The 15,403-nt window shown below is 68.3% G+C and carries 14 protein-coding genes; 11 read left to right on the forward strand and 3 right to left on the reverse strand.

The annotated features are described in order from the left end of the window. Nucleotides 1-485: 485 nt before the first annotated feature. The 3 genes from hslU to B9N72_RS18515 form a co-directional block, all read right to left on the reverse strand. The gene (gene hslU / locus B9N72_RS18505; protein ID WP_085277685.1) at nucleotides 486-1,829 is read right to left on the reverse strand and encodes an ATP-dependent protease ATPase subunit HslU; all 1,344 of its coding nucleotides are present in this window, start codon (nucleotides 1,827-1,829) and stop codon (nucleotides 486-488) included. A 230-nt stretch (nucleotides 1,830-2,059) separates the two neighbouring features. Next, nucleotides 2,060-2,596 carry an ATP-dependent protease subunit HslV gene (hslV, locus tag B9N72_RS18510; protein WP_085277686.1) on the reverse strand — a complete coding sequence of 179 codons (537 nt, stop codon included), beginning with the start codon at nucleotides 2,594-2,596 and terminating at the stop codon, nucleotides 2,060-2,062. Nucleotides 2,597-2,680: 84 nt separating this feature from the next. Beyond that, nucleotides 2,681-2,926: an HP1242/YdcH family protein gene (locus tag B9N72_RS18515; protein ID WP_085277687.1), complete on the reverse strand. Its 246-nt coding sequence runs from the start codon at nucleotides 2,924-2,926 to the stop codon at nucleotides 2,681-2,683. Between the two features lie 135 nt (nucleotides 2,927-3,061). On the opposite strand from B9N72_RS18515, the gene B9N72_RS18520 reads away from it, so the two are divergent. The 11 genes from B9N72_RS18520 (at nucleotide 3,062) to B9N72_RS18570 (ending at nucleotide 15,402) form a co-directional block, all read left to right on the forward strand. After that, a complete protein-coding gene (locus B9N72_RS18520) occupies nucleotides 3,062-3,763 on the forward strand; it encodes an energy transducer TonB (RefSeq protein WP_085277688.1) in 702 nt (233 codons plus the stop codon). Nucleotides 3,764-3,766: 3 nt separating this feature from the next. Beyond that, nucleotides 3,767-4,444: a MotA/TolQ/ExbB proton channel family protein gene (locus B9N72_RS18525; RefSeq protein ID WP_085277689.1), complete on the forward strand. Its 678-nt coding sequence runs from the start codon at nucleotides 3,767-3,769 to the stop codon at nucleotides 4,442-4,444. After that, a complete protein-coding gene (locus B9N72_RS18530; protein WP_085277690.1) occupies nucleotides 4,431-4,841 on the forward strand; it encodes an ExbD/TolR family protein in 411 nt (136 codons plus the stop codon). The genes B9N72_RS18525 and B9N72_RS18530 overlap by 14 nt, the downstream gene beginning before the upstream one ends. Nucleotides 4,842-4,907: 66 nt before the next feature. Beyond that, nucleotides 4,908-5,255, forward strand: coding sequence for a hypothetical protein (locus tag B9N72_RS18535; RefSeq protein ID WP_234986045.1), 348 nt, complete (start codon nucleotides 4,908-4,910; stop codon nucleotides 5,253-5,255). Between the two features lie 787 nt (nucleotides 5,256-6,042). Beyond that, complete coding sequence (locus tag B9N72_RS18540; RefSeq protein ID WP_234986046.1) at nucleotides 6,043-7,632, forward strand: methyl-accepting chemotaxis protein; 1,590 nt, start codon at nucleotides 6,043-6,045, stop codon at nucleotides 7,630-7,632. Between the two features lie 145 nt (nucleotides 7,633-7,777). Further along, entirely contained in the window at nucleotides 7,778-9,058 is a 1,281-nt protein-coding gene (locus B9N72_RS18545) for a glycosyltransferase family 4 protein (RefSeq protein WP_085277692.1), read from the forward strand. Continuing rightward, nucleotides 9,028-10,239, forward strand: a complete 1,212-nt coding sequence (locus B9N72_RS18550; RefSeq protein ID WP_085277693.1) for a glycosyltransferase family 4 protein — start codon at nucleotides 9,028-9,030, stop codon at nucleotides 10,237-10,239. Before B9N72_RS18545 ends, B9N72_RS18550 begins: the two co-directional genes overlap by 31 nt. Then, the gene (locus B9N72_RS18555) at nucleotides 10,211-11,389 is read left to right on the forward strand and encodes a glycosyltransferase family protein (RefSeq protein ID WP_085277694.1); all 1,179 of its coding nucleotides are present in this window, start codon (nucleotides 10,211-10,213) and stop codon (nucleotides 11,387-11,389) included. Before B9N72_RS18550 ends, B9N72_RS18555 begins: the two co-directional genes overlap by 29 nt. Beyond that, nucleotides 11,386-12,531, forward strand: coding sequence for a glycosyltransferase family protein (locus B9N72_RS18560; protein ID WP_085277695.1), 1,146 nt, complete (start codon nucleotides 11,386-11,388; stop codon nucleotides 12,529-12,531). Before B9N72_RS18555 ends, B9N72_RS18560 begins: the two co-directional genes overlap by 4 nt. Then, complete coding sequence (locus B9N72_RS18565) at nucleotides 12,521-13,306, forward strand: polysaccharide deacetylase family protein (RefSeq protein ID WP_085277696.1); 786 nt, start codon at nucleotides 12,521-12,523, stop codon at nucleotides 13,304-13,306. Before B9N72_RS18560 ends, B9N72_RS18565 begins: the two co-directional genes overlap by 11 nt. Further along, a complete protein-coding gene (locus tag B9N72_RS18570; RefSeq protein WP_085277697.1) occupies nucleotides 13,300-15,402 on the forward strand; it encodes a mechanosensitive ion channel family protein in 2,103 nt (700 codons plus the stop codon). Before B9N72_RS18565 ends, B9N72_RS18570 begins: the two co-directional genes overlap by 7 nt. Nucleotide 15,403 lies beyond the last annotated feature (1 nt).

Here is a 15,403-nt window from a genome sequence, read left to right on the forward strand (position 1 = left end):
TGTAAAGCATGCCGCCAGCGTTCAATCTGAGCCAGGATCAAACTCTTCAGTTCAATCTCATAGCAATTTTTGGCACGCAAGATCAAAGAAATATCGAGATACTTCCTGTCTTGCAGTGCAAGTGTCGGCTTTGCCGAGCACTCACACCTATCGGTTATTCTGTCTGTTAAAGAGCGGTGCTGACCGCCTCGTTTCCGTCGCGGCGTCAGCTGAGGAGGCGAACTATACGCCCCGACCCCACCCCCGTCAACGCCTTTTTACGGAAATTTTGCAGAAAGCTGCCATTCCCGCAAAAAATCACCCATAAGTCCATGAATAAAAACAACTTACCCGAATCAAGTTTTTTGCAGACCCCTCGCCAACCGGCCCGGCACCGCCCTTGTAGCCACCTTCCACACGCCCGGAAAAAACAAAAAGCCGGCAAAAAAGCCGGCTTTTTTTGAAAATACCGCTTCCAAGCAATCGAAAATGGCAATGCGCTCCCTTTATAGGACGTAGCGCGCCAGGTCTTCGCGCTGCGACAGCATGTCGAGTTTGCTGTCGACGTAGGCGGCGTCGACTTCGAAGCGGCCGGTGCGGGCGTCGAAGGAGATTTCCTCAAGCAGCTTTTCGATCACGGTGTACAGGCGGCGCGCCCCAATGTTCTCGGTCTTTTCATTGACGTGCCAGGCGATCTCGGCCATGCGCTGGATGCCGCTGTCGGCGAACACCAGCTCGACGCCTTCGGTCGCGAGCAGCGCTTCGTATTGGCGCGTCAGGCAGGCGTCGGTGTTGGTGAGGATCTGGCGGAAGTCGTCGACGGTCAGCGAGGTCAGTTCGACGCGGATCGGGAAGCGGCCCTGCAGTTCCGGGATCAGGTCGGACGGCTTGGCGAGATGGAAGGCGCCGGAGGCGATGAACAGGATATGGTCGGTTTTGACCATGCCGTACTTGGTGGTGACGGTGGTGCCTTCGACCAGCGGCAACAGGTCGCGCTGCACGCCGGCGCGCGAGACGTCGGCGCCGTTGCCTTCGCTGCGGCTGGCGACCTTGTCGATTTCGTCGATGAAGACGATGCCGTTCTGTTCGACGTTCTGCAGCGCTTCCTGCTTGATCTCGTCCTCGTTCACCAGCTTGGCGGCTTCTTCTTCGATGACCAGCTTGAGCGCTTCGGCCACTTTCAGCTTGCGCGCCTTCTGCTTGCCGCTGCCCAGGCCCTGGAACATGGTCTGCAGCTGGCTGGAGAAGTCTTCCATGCCCGGCGGGGCGAGGATTTCCATCTTGGCCTGCGGCGCGGCGACGTTGATTTCGATTTCCTTGTCGTCGAGCTTGCCCTCGCGCAGCATCTGGCGGAATTTGAGCCGGGTGGCGCTGTCTTCGGGCTTGCTGGCGGGCGCTTCTTCCTCGCCGGCGAAGAAGCCGGCCGGCTGGCGAGCCGGCGGTAGCAGCACGTCGAGGATACGGTCTTCGGCGGCGTCTTCGGCGCGGTGACGCAGGCGCTTGATGGCGGCGTCGCGGGTGTCCTTGATAGCGATCTCGGTGAGGTCGCGGATGATGGTGTCGACGTCACGGCCGACGTAGCCGACCTCGGTGAACTTGGTGGCTTCGACCTTGATGAAGGGGGCGTTGGCCAGCCGAGCCAGACGGCGGGCGATTTCGGTCTTGCCGACGCCGGTCGGGCCGATCATCAGGATGTTCTTGGGGGTGATTTCGCTCTTGAGCGGTTCGCTCACCTGCTGGCGGCGCCAGCGGTTGCGCAGGGCGATGGCCACGGCGCGTTTGGCGGCGTCTTGGCCGATGATGTGCTTGTTCAGCTCGTGAACGATTTCCGGCGGGGTCATTTGTGTCATGGCGTATTTCCGGCAAGGTTGGCCGAAGGCGTCGGCCAAGCTCGGGCCCGGCTCCGGCTGGGACCGCCGCACGCTCTTATATATAGAGCAACGGCGGTCGGATGTTACGGTGGCCCCGAGACGGTCGGGGCATGCTTTGGCAAAGCCCTTCGCGACGGACGTGCCGGCCTCCACGGCGCGCGCGCCGCTGGCGCTCAGGCGGCGGAGGCGGTGGCCGGGGCGGCGGGTGTTCAGTCCAGCGTTTCGATCAGGTGGTTGTGGTTGGTGTAGATGCAGATGTCGCCGGCGATCTCCAGCGACTTCTTGACCACCACGGCCGGGTCGAGTTCGGTGTTTTCGAACAGCGCGCGCGCCGCCGACTGGGCGAAGGCGCCGCCGGAGCCGATCGCGGCGATGCCTTGCTCGGGCTCGAGCACGTCGCCGTTGCCGGTAATGATGAGCGTGCTTTCCTTGTCGGCCACGATCAGCATCGCTTCCAGGCGACGCAGCATGCGGTCGGTGCGCCAGTCCTTGGCGAGTTCCACCGCCGAGCGCACCAGGTGGCCCTGGTGCTTTTCCAGCTTGGCTTCGAAACGCTCGAAGAGGGTGAAGGCATCGGCGGTGCCGCCGGCAAAACCGGCCAGCACCTTGTCGTGATAGAGGCGGCGAACCTTGCGCGCGGTGGCCTTGATCACGATATTGCCGAGGGTGACCTGTCCGTCACCGCCCAGCGCCACGCGCTGTCCACGGCGGACGGAGACGATGGTGGTTCCGTCAAACTGCTGCATGTTCTTGTTCCAATGAAAAAAGCTACCGGCGAGCTGCCAGCAGCTTTTCAGGATATGTAGGCAAGTGGACGGATTACAAGCGGCTCAGGACACGCCGCCGCGGATCAGCCGGTAGAGTTCGTCCTTCAAGGCCAGACGGGTTTTCTTGAGCCGTTCCAGTTCCACGTCGCTGGCGGCCTCCAGCTCGTTCTCGATGCGCACCACGGCCTTGTCGGCCTGCTCGTAGTCGATGAACAGGCGGGTAAAGCGGGCGCTATCCTGCTTGAGTTGGTGGATCTTGTCCTGCTCGCCGGGAAACTCGGCGGCGAGGGGGTGATGGTCGATGTGCATGGCACGCTCCTGCAAGGGATGGAAGGCAATAGGGGATGGAACCATGCTACGCCCGACGCCGGATACCCCCGTTGACCTGTATCAAATACGCACAGCCGCTATGTGAATGATAATAATTTGCGTTATCATCCTAGCATGAATTCGCGTACCGAACGTTTTGCCGCCCTGAGCGGCGTCACCTTGCTGCACGTCGCCGCGCTGGCCGGGCTGATCCTGCTGGCGAGCCAGCGCGTGCCGATCACGCCGCCGCAATTGGCACGCATGGAGCTGGTTTCCCTGGCCGCACCGCATCCGGCCACTCCGGCGCCGGCCGTGCAGGCGGCGCCACGCCCCGAGCCGAGGCCCAGGCTCGAGCATCCGGCCGCGCGCCGTAGCGCTGCCACCTCCCCGCCGCTATTGAGTACCTCGGCGCCACGTCCCAGTGCGGCGACACCGAGCGCCGCGCCGTCCCCGTCCCCGTCCCCGGCGCCGGAGGAGCACCGCAGCGAGGCCGCCGCCACGGCCAGCAACGCGGCCCCGGCCAAGACGGCCGAGGCGGCCGACGCCCCGATCACCCCGCCGCTCTACCGCGGCGGCTACCTGGACAACCCCAAGCCTCGCTACCCGGCGCTGTCGCTGGAGCTGAACGAGACCGGCACGGTGCGCGTGCGGGTGCAGGTGAGCGCCGAAGGCCGCGCGCTGGACGTCAGCCTGGCGCAGAGCAGCGGCTACCCGCGGCTGGACCGCGCGGCGCTGGAGGCGGTGCGCCAATGGCGCTTTGTTCCGGCCCGGCGCGGGCAGGAGGCCATTCCCTTCAACTTCATCGTACCCGTCGATTTTTCCATCAAAAGCCACTGAACCATGAATCTGCTTACCGTATTCCACCAAGGGGACGCCGTGCTCGTGACGGTGTTCATGCTGCTCATCGCCATGTCGATCCTGACCTGGTACGTCATCGCGCTGCGCGCCGTGCAGGGCTGGCGCGCGCGCCGCGACAACAAGTTGGCCGAAGCCGCGCTGTGGAACGCCGCGAACTGGCGGGCGGCGGAGACGGCACTGGCCGACTCGGGCTCGGCCTACGCCAACCTGGCGCGTGACGGGCTGTCGGCGCTGCGCCACTTCCACGCCAACGCGCAACGCTCGCTGGGGCAGGCCTGCGACCTGAACGAATTCCTCACCCGCGCCATCCGCAAGCGGCTGGCGCAGGAAACCGGCCGCCACGAGGCGGGCATGACGCTGCTGGCCTCAGTCGGTTCGACCGCGCCGTTCATCGGCCTGTTCGGCACGGTGTGGGGCATCTACCACGCGCTGGTGAACATCGGGACAGAGGGACAGGTGTCGATCGCCACCGTGGCGGGGCCGATCGGCGAGGCGCTGGTGGCGACCGCCGCCGGCCTGGCGGCGGCGATTCCGGCGGTGCTGGCGTACAACACCTTCATGCGCCTGCAGCGGGTGATGGCGCAGCAGATGGACCACTTCGCGCACGACCTGCACGCGCAACTGCTGACCCAGGCAGGAGAGATCGATGGCGTTCGGTAGTTTCGACAAGGGCGAGCACGCCCCGATGGCGGAGATCAACACCACGCCGCTGGTCGACGTGATGCTGGTGCTGCTGGTGGTGTTCATCATCACCGCGCCGCTGTTGACCAACGCGGTCAAGGTCGACCTGCCGCAGGCGGCGGCGGCCCGCTTCCAGGACAAGCCGGAGGCGATCCGGCTGGCGGTGAAGCCGGACGGCCGCTACTTCTGGAATGACGCCCCGGTGGCGCGCGAGGCGCTGGCGGCGCGTTTTGCCTCCGCCGCCAAGGCCAACCCGCGGGTGGAACTGCACCTGCGCGCCGACAAGAGCGCGCGCTACGAATACGTTGCCGAGGCGCTGGCCAGCGCCCAGCAGAGTGGAGTGAGCCGTATCGGCTTCGTCACCGAAGCCCCCTGATCCACCCCTGATTCCCGCGCGACACGCCCCACGGACTTCCACGACAGAGGGAGGCCGCGGGCCGTCGTGCGTCCGCAATCCGTCACCACCCATCCTTTTTGCAGAGGAAACCATGACCCCACAGAGCCTGAAGGCTTCGGCCAACGTCGCTCAATCCAAACTGCCGGCCCGGCGCCGCGCCAGGAGCAGCTGGACGAACACCTGAACGTCTTTGCCGCGACCCGTGCCTACGGCGAATACCGGCAGCCGCAAGCCGCCCTGGAGCACTGCGTGTCGTCGGTACTCAGCGCCGCGCAGCAGCCGGACGGCATGGACGAAAACCAGATCATCCAGCTGATGAACGAACTGGAGCAGCACAGCCAAGCCATGCTGCAACTGTTCGACCGCATGGCCGACGAGCGCTCCGCCCGCTAGCCATGACCTGTGCCGGCGTCTTCCCTGACGAGACGCCGGCACCCACGGCCCCGCCTGGCTTCCCCGTATCACCCAGCGCTACCTGCGCTGACCGCAGCCGCGGCTCCCCCGCCTCTCCCCACCCTCTCGGCCCTGCCGCCGATTCCCAGCCATACCCTGATTCAGCCGCCCCGGCCCCCGAGGCGGCGCGGCCGCGTCCCCGCGACAAGCGGCTGCAACGCCTTTGCCCGTTTCAGAACCGCGGCCCCCTCTTGGCGTTGTTCGCGGCGTTGCCGTACTACGTGCACGGTCCGCCGCCGCGCGCCCGGCCACAATCGCGGCACCGGGTTTTGTCCGCGGTACTTTAAAGACAGCAGGGCCGAAGGACCAACCACCACCGCAGTGCTTAATCAGGCAAGGCTCCGGCACCATCTAAACACCATTAATTACGTAAATAAATAATGTATTTCATTTTATAAATTACAAAACGAGAAAATGGCGCCACGGCTGCGTCACAAAATCTGAAAATTTCATCGCTAGAATCGCTCCTCAGTTCAGCTCTGAAAAGCCCACCATCCGGCCTGGTCATGACCCCTGGGGGCCGCCTCCCCGGCCACCCATGGCTTGAAACAAAAACCCGGGTGCATGGCCGTTTATTTACACACATAATTTAAAATCCGACGGTCACGGCCCCGACAACAACATCCACACCGCCGTGGCCCGGCTGGCCGGCCACCACCGGCAGACCGGACGACACTCGACACAGACAACCTGGAGCAAGCAGAGCATGCGCCTACGCACACGACTAATGATCCTTGTCCTCGCCAGCTTTCTCGGCACCCTGCTCATCGCCGGCCTGGCGCTCCACTCGCTGCGCAGCGAGCTCTACGCCCAGAAGAGCGAGCAGATCACGGTGGCCCTGCGCATGGCGGAAGGCGTGATGAACCGCTATGGCACGCTGGAACAACAAGGCAAGCTGAGCCGTACCGAGGCCGAACAGCAGACCAGCGCCGCCCTCAACATGCTGCGCGTGGATGACCTCTACTTCTTCGCCCGGGACGCCAACAACGTGCTCAAGGTGCATCCCAAGAAGGAACGCGTGGGCAAGGTGGACCTCGGCAGCACGCTGCCGGACGGACGCACCACGGTGGCGGCCTACGACGAGGCGCTGGCGGGCCACAAGTACGGCATCACCACGATCCAGACCCCGCGCGGCGGCGGCCAGCAGCCGATACCGAAGCTGAACGGCGTGGTGCGCTACGAACGCTGGGGCTGGACGGTCGGCACCGGCATCTTCGTCGACGACGTCGACGCCATCTTCTGGCGCGAGGCGTCGCTGCTGCTCGGCGTCAGCGCGGTAGTCATGATCGGCGTCGGCCTGCTGTCGCTGGCGATGTCGCGGCGCATCATCGGCACGCTGGGCGGCGAGCCCGCCTACGCCGCCGAGATCATGGAGGCCATCGCCGCTGGCGACCTGAGCCGCGACATCGTCACTCAGGGCCGGGAACACAGTTTGCTGATGGCGATGCGGCGCATGCAGTCGGGGCTGCGCCAGATGATTGACCAGATCAACCGCTCGTCGACGCTGATGACGCATACCGCCCAGGAGCTGGCCGGCGAGATGCGCAAGTTGGACCAGGTATCGAGCACGGCCAGTGAGTCGACCACCTCCGCCGCCGCCGCCATCGAACAGCTGTCGGTCAGCATCGACCACGTCTCCGACAGCGCACGGCAGACCGAAAACGACTCGCAGACGATGGCGGAACTGGCGCGCAGCAGCTGTGGCTTCGCCCAGGAGGCGGCCGGAAGCATCCTCGCCGTATCCGGCCAGGTGACCGGCGCCGCCGCCATGGTGGCACGCCTGACCGAGCACACCAGCAGCATCAGCGGCATCGTCGAGACCATTCACGACATCGCCAACCAGACCAACCTGCTGGCGCTGAACGCGGCCATCGAGGCGGCGCGCGCCGGCGAGACCGGGCGCGGCTTCGCTGTGGTGGCGGACGAGGTGCGCAAGCTGGCGGAACGCACCGCCGAGGCCACCAGCGAAATCGCCAACATCATCGGTACGGTGGTGAACGAGACGTCGACGGTATCGGCACGCATGGAGGAAATCCGTCCGGCGGTGGAAAACGGCGCGAGCCAGGTGAACGAAGCGGCCGCGGCCCTCAATCGCATCAGCCGCAGTGCCGAACAGACCCTGGCGCTGTTCCGCAACGTCGCCTACTCGATGTCCGAGCAAAGCCAGGCCGGCACCAGCATTGCCGGCAGCGTGGAGCAGGTGGCGGGGGTGGTGACGGAAACGCGCAGCGCCGTGGCCCTGGCCACGCGGGTGGTGCATGACATCGACAGCATGGCCAAGAGCCTGCACGACGCCGTGTCGCGCTTCCGGCTGTAACGCAACCCTTGGCCGAAACCGGACCGTCAGGCGCAGGCTGATCAGCGAGTCACCGCCCGCGCAACGCCACGGCATGGCGCACAAAACTGGTCGATACTGATACTGACATTTCTTCGGCCACAACCACAGCGACCGGACCTCCGCCATGCCAACCCGCCATCTCGGCGTCGTACTGAAAGGCTACCCACGCCTTTCCGAAACCTTCATCGCGCAGGAGCTGCGCGAGCTGGAGGCGCGCGGCTTCACGCTGACGCTGTTTTCGCTGCGCCACCCCACCGACCTGGAGCGCCACCCGGTGCACGACGAGATTCGCGCCCACGTGATCTACCTGCCGGAGTACCTGTACCAGGAGCCGTGGCGCGTGCTGCGCGCCACGTTGGCGGCACTGCGCCGGCCGGCGGCGCTGTGGGCGACCTGGCGGCTGTTCCTCTCCGACCTGGTGCGCGACTTCACCCCCAACCGGGTGCGCCGCTTCGGCCAGGCGCTGGTGCTGGCGGCGGAGTGCCCGCCCGAGATCGAGCAGCTCTACGTGCACTTTATCCACACCCCCGGTTCGGTGACGCGCTACGCCGCGCGCCTGACCGGTTTGCCGTGGGCGGCGTCGGCGCACGCCAAGGACGTGTGGACCCAGCCGGAGTGGGAAATCCGCGCCAAGCTGGCCGACATGCAGTGGCTCGCCACCTGTACCCGTGCCAACCACGACTATCTCTCCGCACTGCCAGAGGGGCGCGGCAAGGTGCATCTGGTCTACCACGGCATCAGCTTCGCACGCTTCCCACCGCCGCCCACTGCCCCGGCGGCACGTGACGGTAGTGACCCGGCCCGCCCGGTCGAACTGCTGTCGGTGGGCCGCGCCGTGGCCAAAAAGGGTTACGACGATCTGCTCGCCGCGCTGGCGACGCTACCTGCCGGGCTCAGCTGGCGCCTGACCCACATCGGCGGCGGCGCGCTGCTGGCGGAGCTCAAGCACCAAGCCGAGACGCTGGGCCTCACCGACCGCATCCGCTGGCTGGGCGCGCTGCCGCAGCAAGAGGTGCTGGCGGCCTATCGCACAGCCGATCTCTTCGTGCTGCCGTGCAAGGTGGTCGACGACGGCGACCGCGACGGCCTGCCCAACGTGCTGATGGAGGCGCAGAGCCAGGCGGTGTGCTGCCTGTCGACGCGGCTGTCGGGCATCCCCGAGCTGATCGAGGACGGCGTCAGCGGCGTGCTGGTGGAGGCCGGCGACGTGGCGGCGCTCGGCACGGAGCTAACGCGGCTGATGGCCGACCCCGGCCTGCGCCAGCGCCTGGCCCAGGCCGGCGCCGCCCGCGTGCGCAGCGAGTTCGCCATGGAACGAGGTATCGAGCGGCTGCTGGATTGCTTCGATCCCCCGCCCCCCGCTACGGAGGCCGCATGCCCCGTCTCGCCTTCTACGCCCCATTGAAATCACCGCGCCACCCGGTGCCATCCGGCGACCGCACGCTGGCGCGCCTGCTGCTGCGCGGGCTGCGCCTGGCCGGCTGGCAGGTGGAGCTGGCCTCCAGCCTGCGCAGCTACGACGGCGTCGGCGATCCGCGCCAGCAACAGCGGCTCAAGGCGCGCGCCGAACGCCGCGCCGCGGCACTGATCGCCGCCTATCGCGCCCGTCCGCCGGAGGAGCGGCCGCAGGCCTGGTTCACCTACCACCTCTACCACAAGGCGCCGGACTGGATCGGCCCGGCGGTGTGCCGCGCCCTCGCCATCCCCTACCTGCTGTGCGAGGCCTCGCACGCGCCGCAGCAGGAAGGCGGGCTGTGGCAGGACAACCTGTCCGACTGCGTGGCGGCGATCCGCCAGGCGGCGCGCATCTTCATCGTCAACCCGCGCGACGAGCCGGGGCTGGCCACGGTGCTGGCCGAGCCGACCAAGGTGCTGCGCCGGCTGCCGCCGTTCATCGACGCCGCGACGCCGGCACGGCGCCGCCCGCGCGCCGAACTGGCGCGCGAGGCCGGGCTCGACCCGGCGCGGCCCTGGCTGATCAGCGTGGCGATGGTGCGCCCGGGCGACAAGATGGCCTCGTACCGGCTGATGGCGGCATGCTACCGGCGGCTGCTGGCGGAGGGGCGTCATCTGCATTGGCTGATCGTCGGCGACGGCGCGGCGGCCGCGGAACTGGACGCGCTGATCGCCGACCTGCCCGGCGCGGTGCGGCTGGGCGCGCTCGACCCGCCCGCGGCGGCGCCGTGGCTGGCGGCGTCGCAGCTGTGCGTGTGGCCGGCGGTGAACGAGTCGTTCGGCATGGCGCTGTTGGAGGCGCAGGCTGCGGGATGCCCGGTGGTGGCCGGTTACGGCGCCGGCGTGGCCGGCATCGTCGACGCCGCCAGCGGGCGGCTGGTGCACGACTGCAACGTCGAGCGCTTCAGCGCCGCGGTGGCGACGCTGCTGGACGACTGGGCGGTGCGCCGCGCCATGGCCGAAGCCGGCCCGCGCTACGTGCGCGAACACCATTCGCTGGCGCGCGCCGCCGCGCTGCTGCGAGCGTACTGGCCTGCCCCCTCCCCCTTGTCATCGGCTATACCGGAAGAAGCCGTCCCGGCTACTGCCAAGAGGCCCCGCGATGAAGAAGAGCCGCATCCTGATTTATAGCCACGACTCGTTCGGGCTGGGTCACCTGCGCCGTTGCCGCGCCATCGCGCACGCCCTGGTCGAGCGCTACAAGTCGCTGACGGTGCTGATCCTGACCGGATCGCCGATCGCCGGTCACTTCAACTTCAAGGCGCGTGTCGACTTCGTGCGCATTCCCGGCGTGATCAAGCTCTACAACGGCGAGTACACCCCGCTCAAGCTGCACATCAGCCTGAAGGAGACGCTGGCGCTACGCGAGTCGATCATCCTGCACACCGCGCGCGTGTTCGAGCCGGACCTGTTTCTGGTGGACAAGGAGCCGCTCGGGCTCAAGGGCGAGGTGGCCAGCACGCTCGACCTGCTTGCCACCAAACGTACCCGCACCATCCTCGGGCTGCGCGACGTGATGGACGACGCCGACCGGTTGTCGCGCGAGTGGCAGGCCAAGAACGCGCTGCCGGCACTGGAGAGCCTGTACGACGAGATCTGGGTGTACGGCAGCCGCAACATGGGCGACCCGCTCACCGGGCTGCCGATCACCCCCGCCATCCACGACAAGATGCTGTACACCGGCTACCTGCCGCGCCACCTGCCGGAGCATGAAAGCTCCGGCTTGCTGGAGGGCCTGCCCGAGCCCTACCTGCTGGTGACGCCGGGCGGCGGCGGCGACGGCGCCGAGATGGTGGACTGGGTGCTGCGCGCCTACGAGAGCGGTGCCACGCTGCCGTGGCCGGCGCTGTTCATGCTGGGGCCGTTCATGTCGACGCACGAGCAGGAGGCGTTCCGACAGCGCGCCGCCCGGCTGCCCAACGTGCAGATCGCCACCTTCGACACCCAGTTCGAATCGCTGATGAACCAGGCGCGCGCGGTGGTGGCAATGGGCGGCTACAACACCTTCTGCGAGATTTTGTCGTTCAACAAGCCGGCCCTGCTGGTGCCGCGCACCGAGCCGCGCCTGGAGCAACTGATCCGCGCGCGCAAGGCAACCGCGCTGGGGCTGACCACCATGCTCGACCCGGCGCAGCTGGCCGACACCGCGCCGATGGTGGCGGCACTGCAGCGCCTGCCGGAGCAAGCGCCGCCGTCGGCCGCGGCACGGCGCAACATGCTGTGCGGGCTGCAGACCATCGGCAAGCGGGTGGGCGCCATCGTACGGGAGCACGCCTCGTGAAGCTGTTGTTCTACGTGCAGAGCCTGCTCGGCATCGGCCACCTGCAGCGCGCCGCGCGGCTGGCGCGGGCGTGCCAGGCGCACGGCCTGGAGGTGCACATGCTGATGGGCGGCGAGGGCAGCGCGCTGGTCGACTTCGGCGCCGCCCGGCGCATCGCGCTGCCGCCGCTGACCAGCGCCGACGCCCGCTTCACCACCCTACTCGACCGCCACGGCCGGCCGCTCGACGCCGCGCTGGAGGCCGAGCGGCGCGACCGGGTGCTGGCGGCGCTGGAGCAGGTGCGCCCGGCGCTGCTGCTGATCGAGAGCTACCCGTTCGGGCGGCGCCGCCTGCGCTTCGAGCTGGAGCCCCTGATCGAGGCGGCGCACGCCATGATCCCGCGCCCGCTGGTGGTGGCCTCGGTGCGCGACGTGCTGCAGGTGCGTTCGCCCGAGCGCCAGGCGGAGAGCGCCGAGCGCTTCCGGCGCGACTTCGACCACCTGCTGGTGCACGGCGACGCCGAGTTCCTGCCGCTGTCGGCGAGTTTTCCGGTGGCGCTGCTGCCGCCGGAGCGGGTGCACCACACCGGCTACGTCGGCGCCGCGCTGACGCCGTCGGACGACCCCGAGGCGGTCGGCGAGGTACTGGTGTCGGCCGGCGGCGGGGCGGTCGGCGCCGAGCTGCTCGCCACCGCGCTGGCAGCACGGCCGCTGACCCGGCTCGCGACGCGGCGCTGGCGCCTGCTGTGCGGCCCGCGGTTGGAGGCGGCACGACGCCACGTGCTGGAACGCGAGGCGCCGGCCGGCGTGATCGTGGAGGATCTGCGCGCCGACTTCGCCCCGCGCCTGGCGGTGGCGGCGCTGTCGATCTCGCAGGCCGGCTACAACACCGTGCTCGACCTGCTCGCCGCCGGCTGCCCGGCGGTGCTGGTGCCGTTCCAGGGCGAGGATCAGACCGAGCAGCGCCTGCGCGCCGAAGCACTGGCGGCACGCGGCCGCGCGGTGCTGCTGGGCGAGGACGCGCTGACCCCGCTGGCGCTGGCGGCGGCGATCGAGCAGGCGCTGACCCTGCCGCCTACCCGTCTGCCGCTGAAGCTGGACGGCGCCGAGCAGAGCGCGCGTCTGCTGCGGCGCTGGGCCGAGGAGGCCGGCCATGGCGGCTGACGACGGTTTCATGGCGCTGCGCAGCGAGCTGGACCGCTGGCAGGAGGCGGGCCGTGCGGCGACCTTCTGGTGGCGCGACGACGACGCGGTGGCGGACAGTGCCGCCCTGCAACAGCTGCTGGACCTGGCCGATGCCCACGCCGTGCCGTTGTGGCTGGCGGTGATTCCGGCTGCGCTGGAGGACTCGCTGCCCGCCGCCCTCGCCGCCCGACGCGCGGTCGGCGTGCTGCAGCACGGCATCGCCCACCTCGACCACGCCCTGCCAGGCGAGCGCAAGTGCGAGCTCGGCGCCGCCTGGCAGTGGGACGCGCTGCGCACGGCGCTGCAGGACGGACGGGAGCGTCTGGCGGCGGCCTTCGGCCAACGTTTCCAGGCGGTGCTGGTGCCGCCCTGGAACCGCCTCCATGCCGACTGGATTCCGCGCCTGCCCGAGGCCGGGCTGGTCGGGCTCTCCACCCTCGGCCAGCGTCAGGCGCGCGCCGATCTCGCCGTGGTCAACGTGCACGCCGACCTGATCGACTGGCGCAGCCGCCAGTACGCCGGCGACGCGGCGGTGGCGGCGGCGCTGGCAAGCCATCTCGCGGCGCGGCGCCGGGGCGAGGCCGACGCCGACGAGCCCAGCGGCATCATGAGCCACCACCGCGTGCACGACGCCGCCATCTGGGACGGCGCCGCGCGTCTGCTGGCGCTGCTGGCCGCCCACCCCGCCGCCGCCTGGCACGATCCGGCGACGTTGTGGCATGCCGCGGTGGCGGAGGGCGCGCCGCCATGCTGAACGAGCTCTTCAACAGCACCAACCAGATCGCCGACGTGCTGTGGATCATCCAGCAAATCCTCGGCCGCGCCGCCAGCGAGCTACAACTGATCGCGCAGCAGATCGACCATGACATCACCGCCGCCGGCTGGGACCGTTTTGCCGGCATCACCGTGCTGGTGGTGGGGGTGGCGATGCTGGCCGAGTACCTGGCCGGGCGCCGCTTCCGCGCGCTGGCCAACGCCATCGGCCGCGAGGAAGCCAGCGGGCTCGGCAGCCGCATCGGCTACCAGTTGCTGCGCACGCTGTTCCGGCTGCTGTGCGTCGGCATCTTCATGATCACCGCGCAGGGCATGCTGCTGTTGACCAGCAACACCAGCGACGTGCGGCCAAAGCTGCTGTTCAGCCTGCTGCTGGCGACGGTCACCTTCCGCGCCGTGGGCGTGCTGTCGCAGGCGGTGTTCGCCCCCACCGCCAAGGGCATCCGCCCGCTGCCGATCGCCTGCGAGCAGGCCATCGGCTTCCACCGCGGCGTGATGACCTTCACTTTGCTCTACATCGTCGGCTTCCAGGGCACCGATTTCCTGGCCTGGCTCGGCATGGACGGCGAACTGGTGCGCCTGCTCAAGGTGCTCACCGGTCTCGCCCTCAACCTGTTCGCGCTGGGCTTCGTCTGGCTCCAGCGCGGCACCATCGAGCAGTTGTTCCAAAGCCGCGACCGCAACGGCGCGGAACACGGCCTGGCCACCATCCTGAGCCAGTCGTGGCCGCTGCTGGTGACGCTGTGGCTGCTGGCGCTCTGGCTGCTGTGGAGCCACAGCCTGATCGTCGGCAACCTGCAGTACGCCGCCAAGATGTCCTGGCCGTGGTGGCTCACGCTGCTGTTTCCCATCATCGACCGGCTGTTCGCCGCCGCGCTCTACAAGCTGTGCCAGCTGCCCTGGCTGCAAAGCCATACCTTCGCCCAGCGCTCGCGCCGCTTCCGCCGCATCATGCAGGGCGGGCTCCGGCTGATCATGCTCACCATCGCGGTACTGACCGTGGCCGACGTGCTGGGCTACGACGCCATGACCATGAGCGGCGACAGCCGCATCAGCCGCCTGCTCAAGTCGCTGCTCGACAGCACGGTGATCGTGCTGCTGGCCTACATGGTGTGGGAGGTACTGCTGTCGCAGATCGAACGCCAGCTGCCGCCGCCGGAGCTGGAGACGCAGAGCACCCTGGCCGACGAGGGCGAGGGCGCCGCTGCCGGCAGCCGGCGCGAGACGCTGCTGCCGCCCTTGCGCACGCTGCTGTTCTTCCTGCTCTTGATCATCCTGACCCTGAGTCTGCTGCACGCGCTGGGGGTGGAGATCGGTCCGCTCCTGGCCGGCGCCGGCGTGCTCGGCATCGCCATCGGCCTGGGGGCGCAGAAGCTGGTGCAGGACGTCATCTCCGGCATCTTCTTCCTGCTCGACGACGCCTTCCGCCGCGGCGAGTACATCGAGGCCGGCGACTTGCGCGGCACGGTGGAGCGGCTGTCGATCCGCTCGATGCAGCTCAGGCACCACCTGGGCGCGCTGCAGACCATCCCCTACAGCTCGATCCGCACCGTGCGCAACATGAGCCGCGACTGGGCGACGATGAAGCTGGAGATCCGCCTGCCCTACGACGTCGACCTGGAGACGGTGCGCAAGGTGATCAAGGGCGTCGGCGAGGAGATGCTGGCGGACCCCGAGCTGGGGCCGCACTTCATCCTGCCCCTGAAGTCGCAGGGGGTGATGCGCATCGAGGAGTCGGCGCTGATCGTGCGCATGAAGTTCACCACCCGCCCCGGCGAGCAGTGGGTGATCCGGCGCGAGGCCTACCGCCGCGTCAAGGAGGCGCTGGAGGCGCGCGGCATCGTGTTCGCCCACCGCGCGATCCACGTCATCCTGCCGGGACAGCAGGCGCCGGTCCCGGTACGGCCGATCCTGCCGACCCAGCCGGCACCGCAGGTGGTCGGCTACGACGACACCCACGAACTGACCGAGGAGGACAGCCAGCGCCTGGCGGCGATGGCCGGCGCCAGCGCCGGGGCGATCCTGGCCGCCGAACTGGAACGGCAGAACCGCATCGACGACGAGGATTCGCCCTAAG

Origin of the sequence: Pseudogulbenkiania subflava DSM 22618, from assembly GCF_900177275.1 — a bacterium.
Classification (GTDB): Bacteria; Pseudomonadota; Gammaproteobacteria; order Burkholderiales; family Chromobacteriaceae; genus Pseudogulbenkiania; species Pseudogulbenkiania subflava.

Bases quoted from the DNA above. Each gene is read 5' to 3' on its own strand.
- B9N72_RS18515 (WP_085277687.1), bottom strand. From the start codon at position 2,926: ATGCACATCGACCATCACCCCCTCGCCGCCGAGTTTCCCGGCGAGCAG.
- B9N72_RS18525 (WP_085277689.1), top strand. From the start codon at position 3,767: ATGAATCTGCTTACCGTATTCCACCAAGGGGACGCCGTGCTCGTGACG.
- B9N72_RS18565 (WP_085277696.1), top strand. From the start codon at position 12,521: ATGGCGGCTGACGACGGTTTCATGGCGCTGCGCAGCGAGCTGGACCGC.
- B9N72_RS18530 (WP_085277690.1), top strand. From the start codon at position 4,431: ATGGCGTTCGGTAGTTTCGACAAGGGCGAGCACGCCCCGATGGCGGAG.
- B9N72_RS18520 (WP_085277688.1), top strand. From the start codon at position 3,062: ATGAATTCGCGTACCGAACGTTTTGCCGCCCTGAGCGGCGTCACCTTG.
- B9N72_RS18545 (WP_085277692.1), top strand. From the start codon at position 7,778: ATGCCAACCCGCCATCTCGGCGTCGTACTGAAAGGCTACCCACGCCTT.
- B9N72_RS18555 (WP_085277694.1), top strand. From the start codon at position 10,211: ATGAAGAAGAGCCGCATCCTGATTTATAGCCACGACTCGTTCGGGCTG.
- B9N72_RS18570 (WP_085277697.1), top strand. From the start codon at position 13,300: ATGCTGAACGAGCTCTTCAACAGCACCAACCAGATCGCCGACGTGCTG.
- hslU (WP_085277685.1), bottom strand. From the start codon at position 1,829: ATGACACAAATGACCCCGCCGGAAATCGTTCACGAGCTGAACAAGCAC.
- B9N72_RS18540 (WP_234986046.1), top strand. From the start codon at position 6,043: ATGATCCTTGTCCTCGCCAGCTTTCTCGGCACCCTGCTCATCGCCGGC.
- hslV (WP_085277686.1), bottom strand. From the start codon at position 2,596: ATGCAGCAGTTTGACGGAACCACCATCGTCTCCGTCCGCCGTGGACAG.
- B9N72_RS18550 (WP_085277693.1), top strand. From the start codon at position 9,028: ATGCCCCGTCTCGCCTTCTACGCCCCATTGAAATCACCGCGCCACCCG.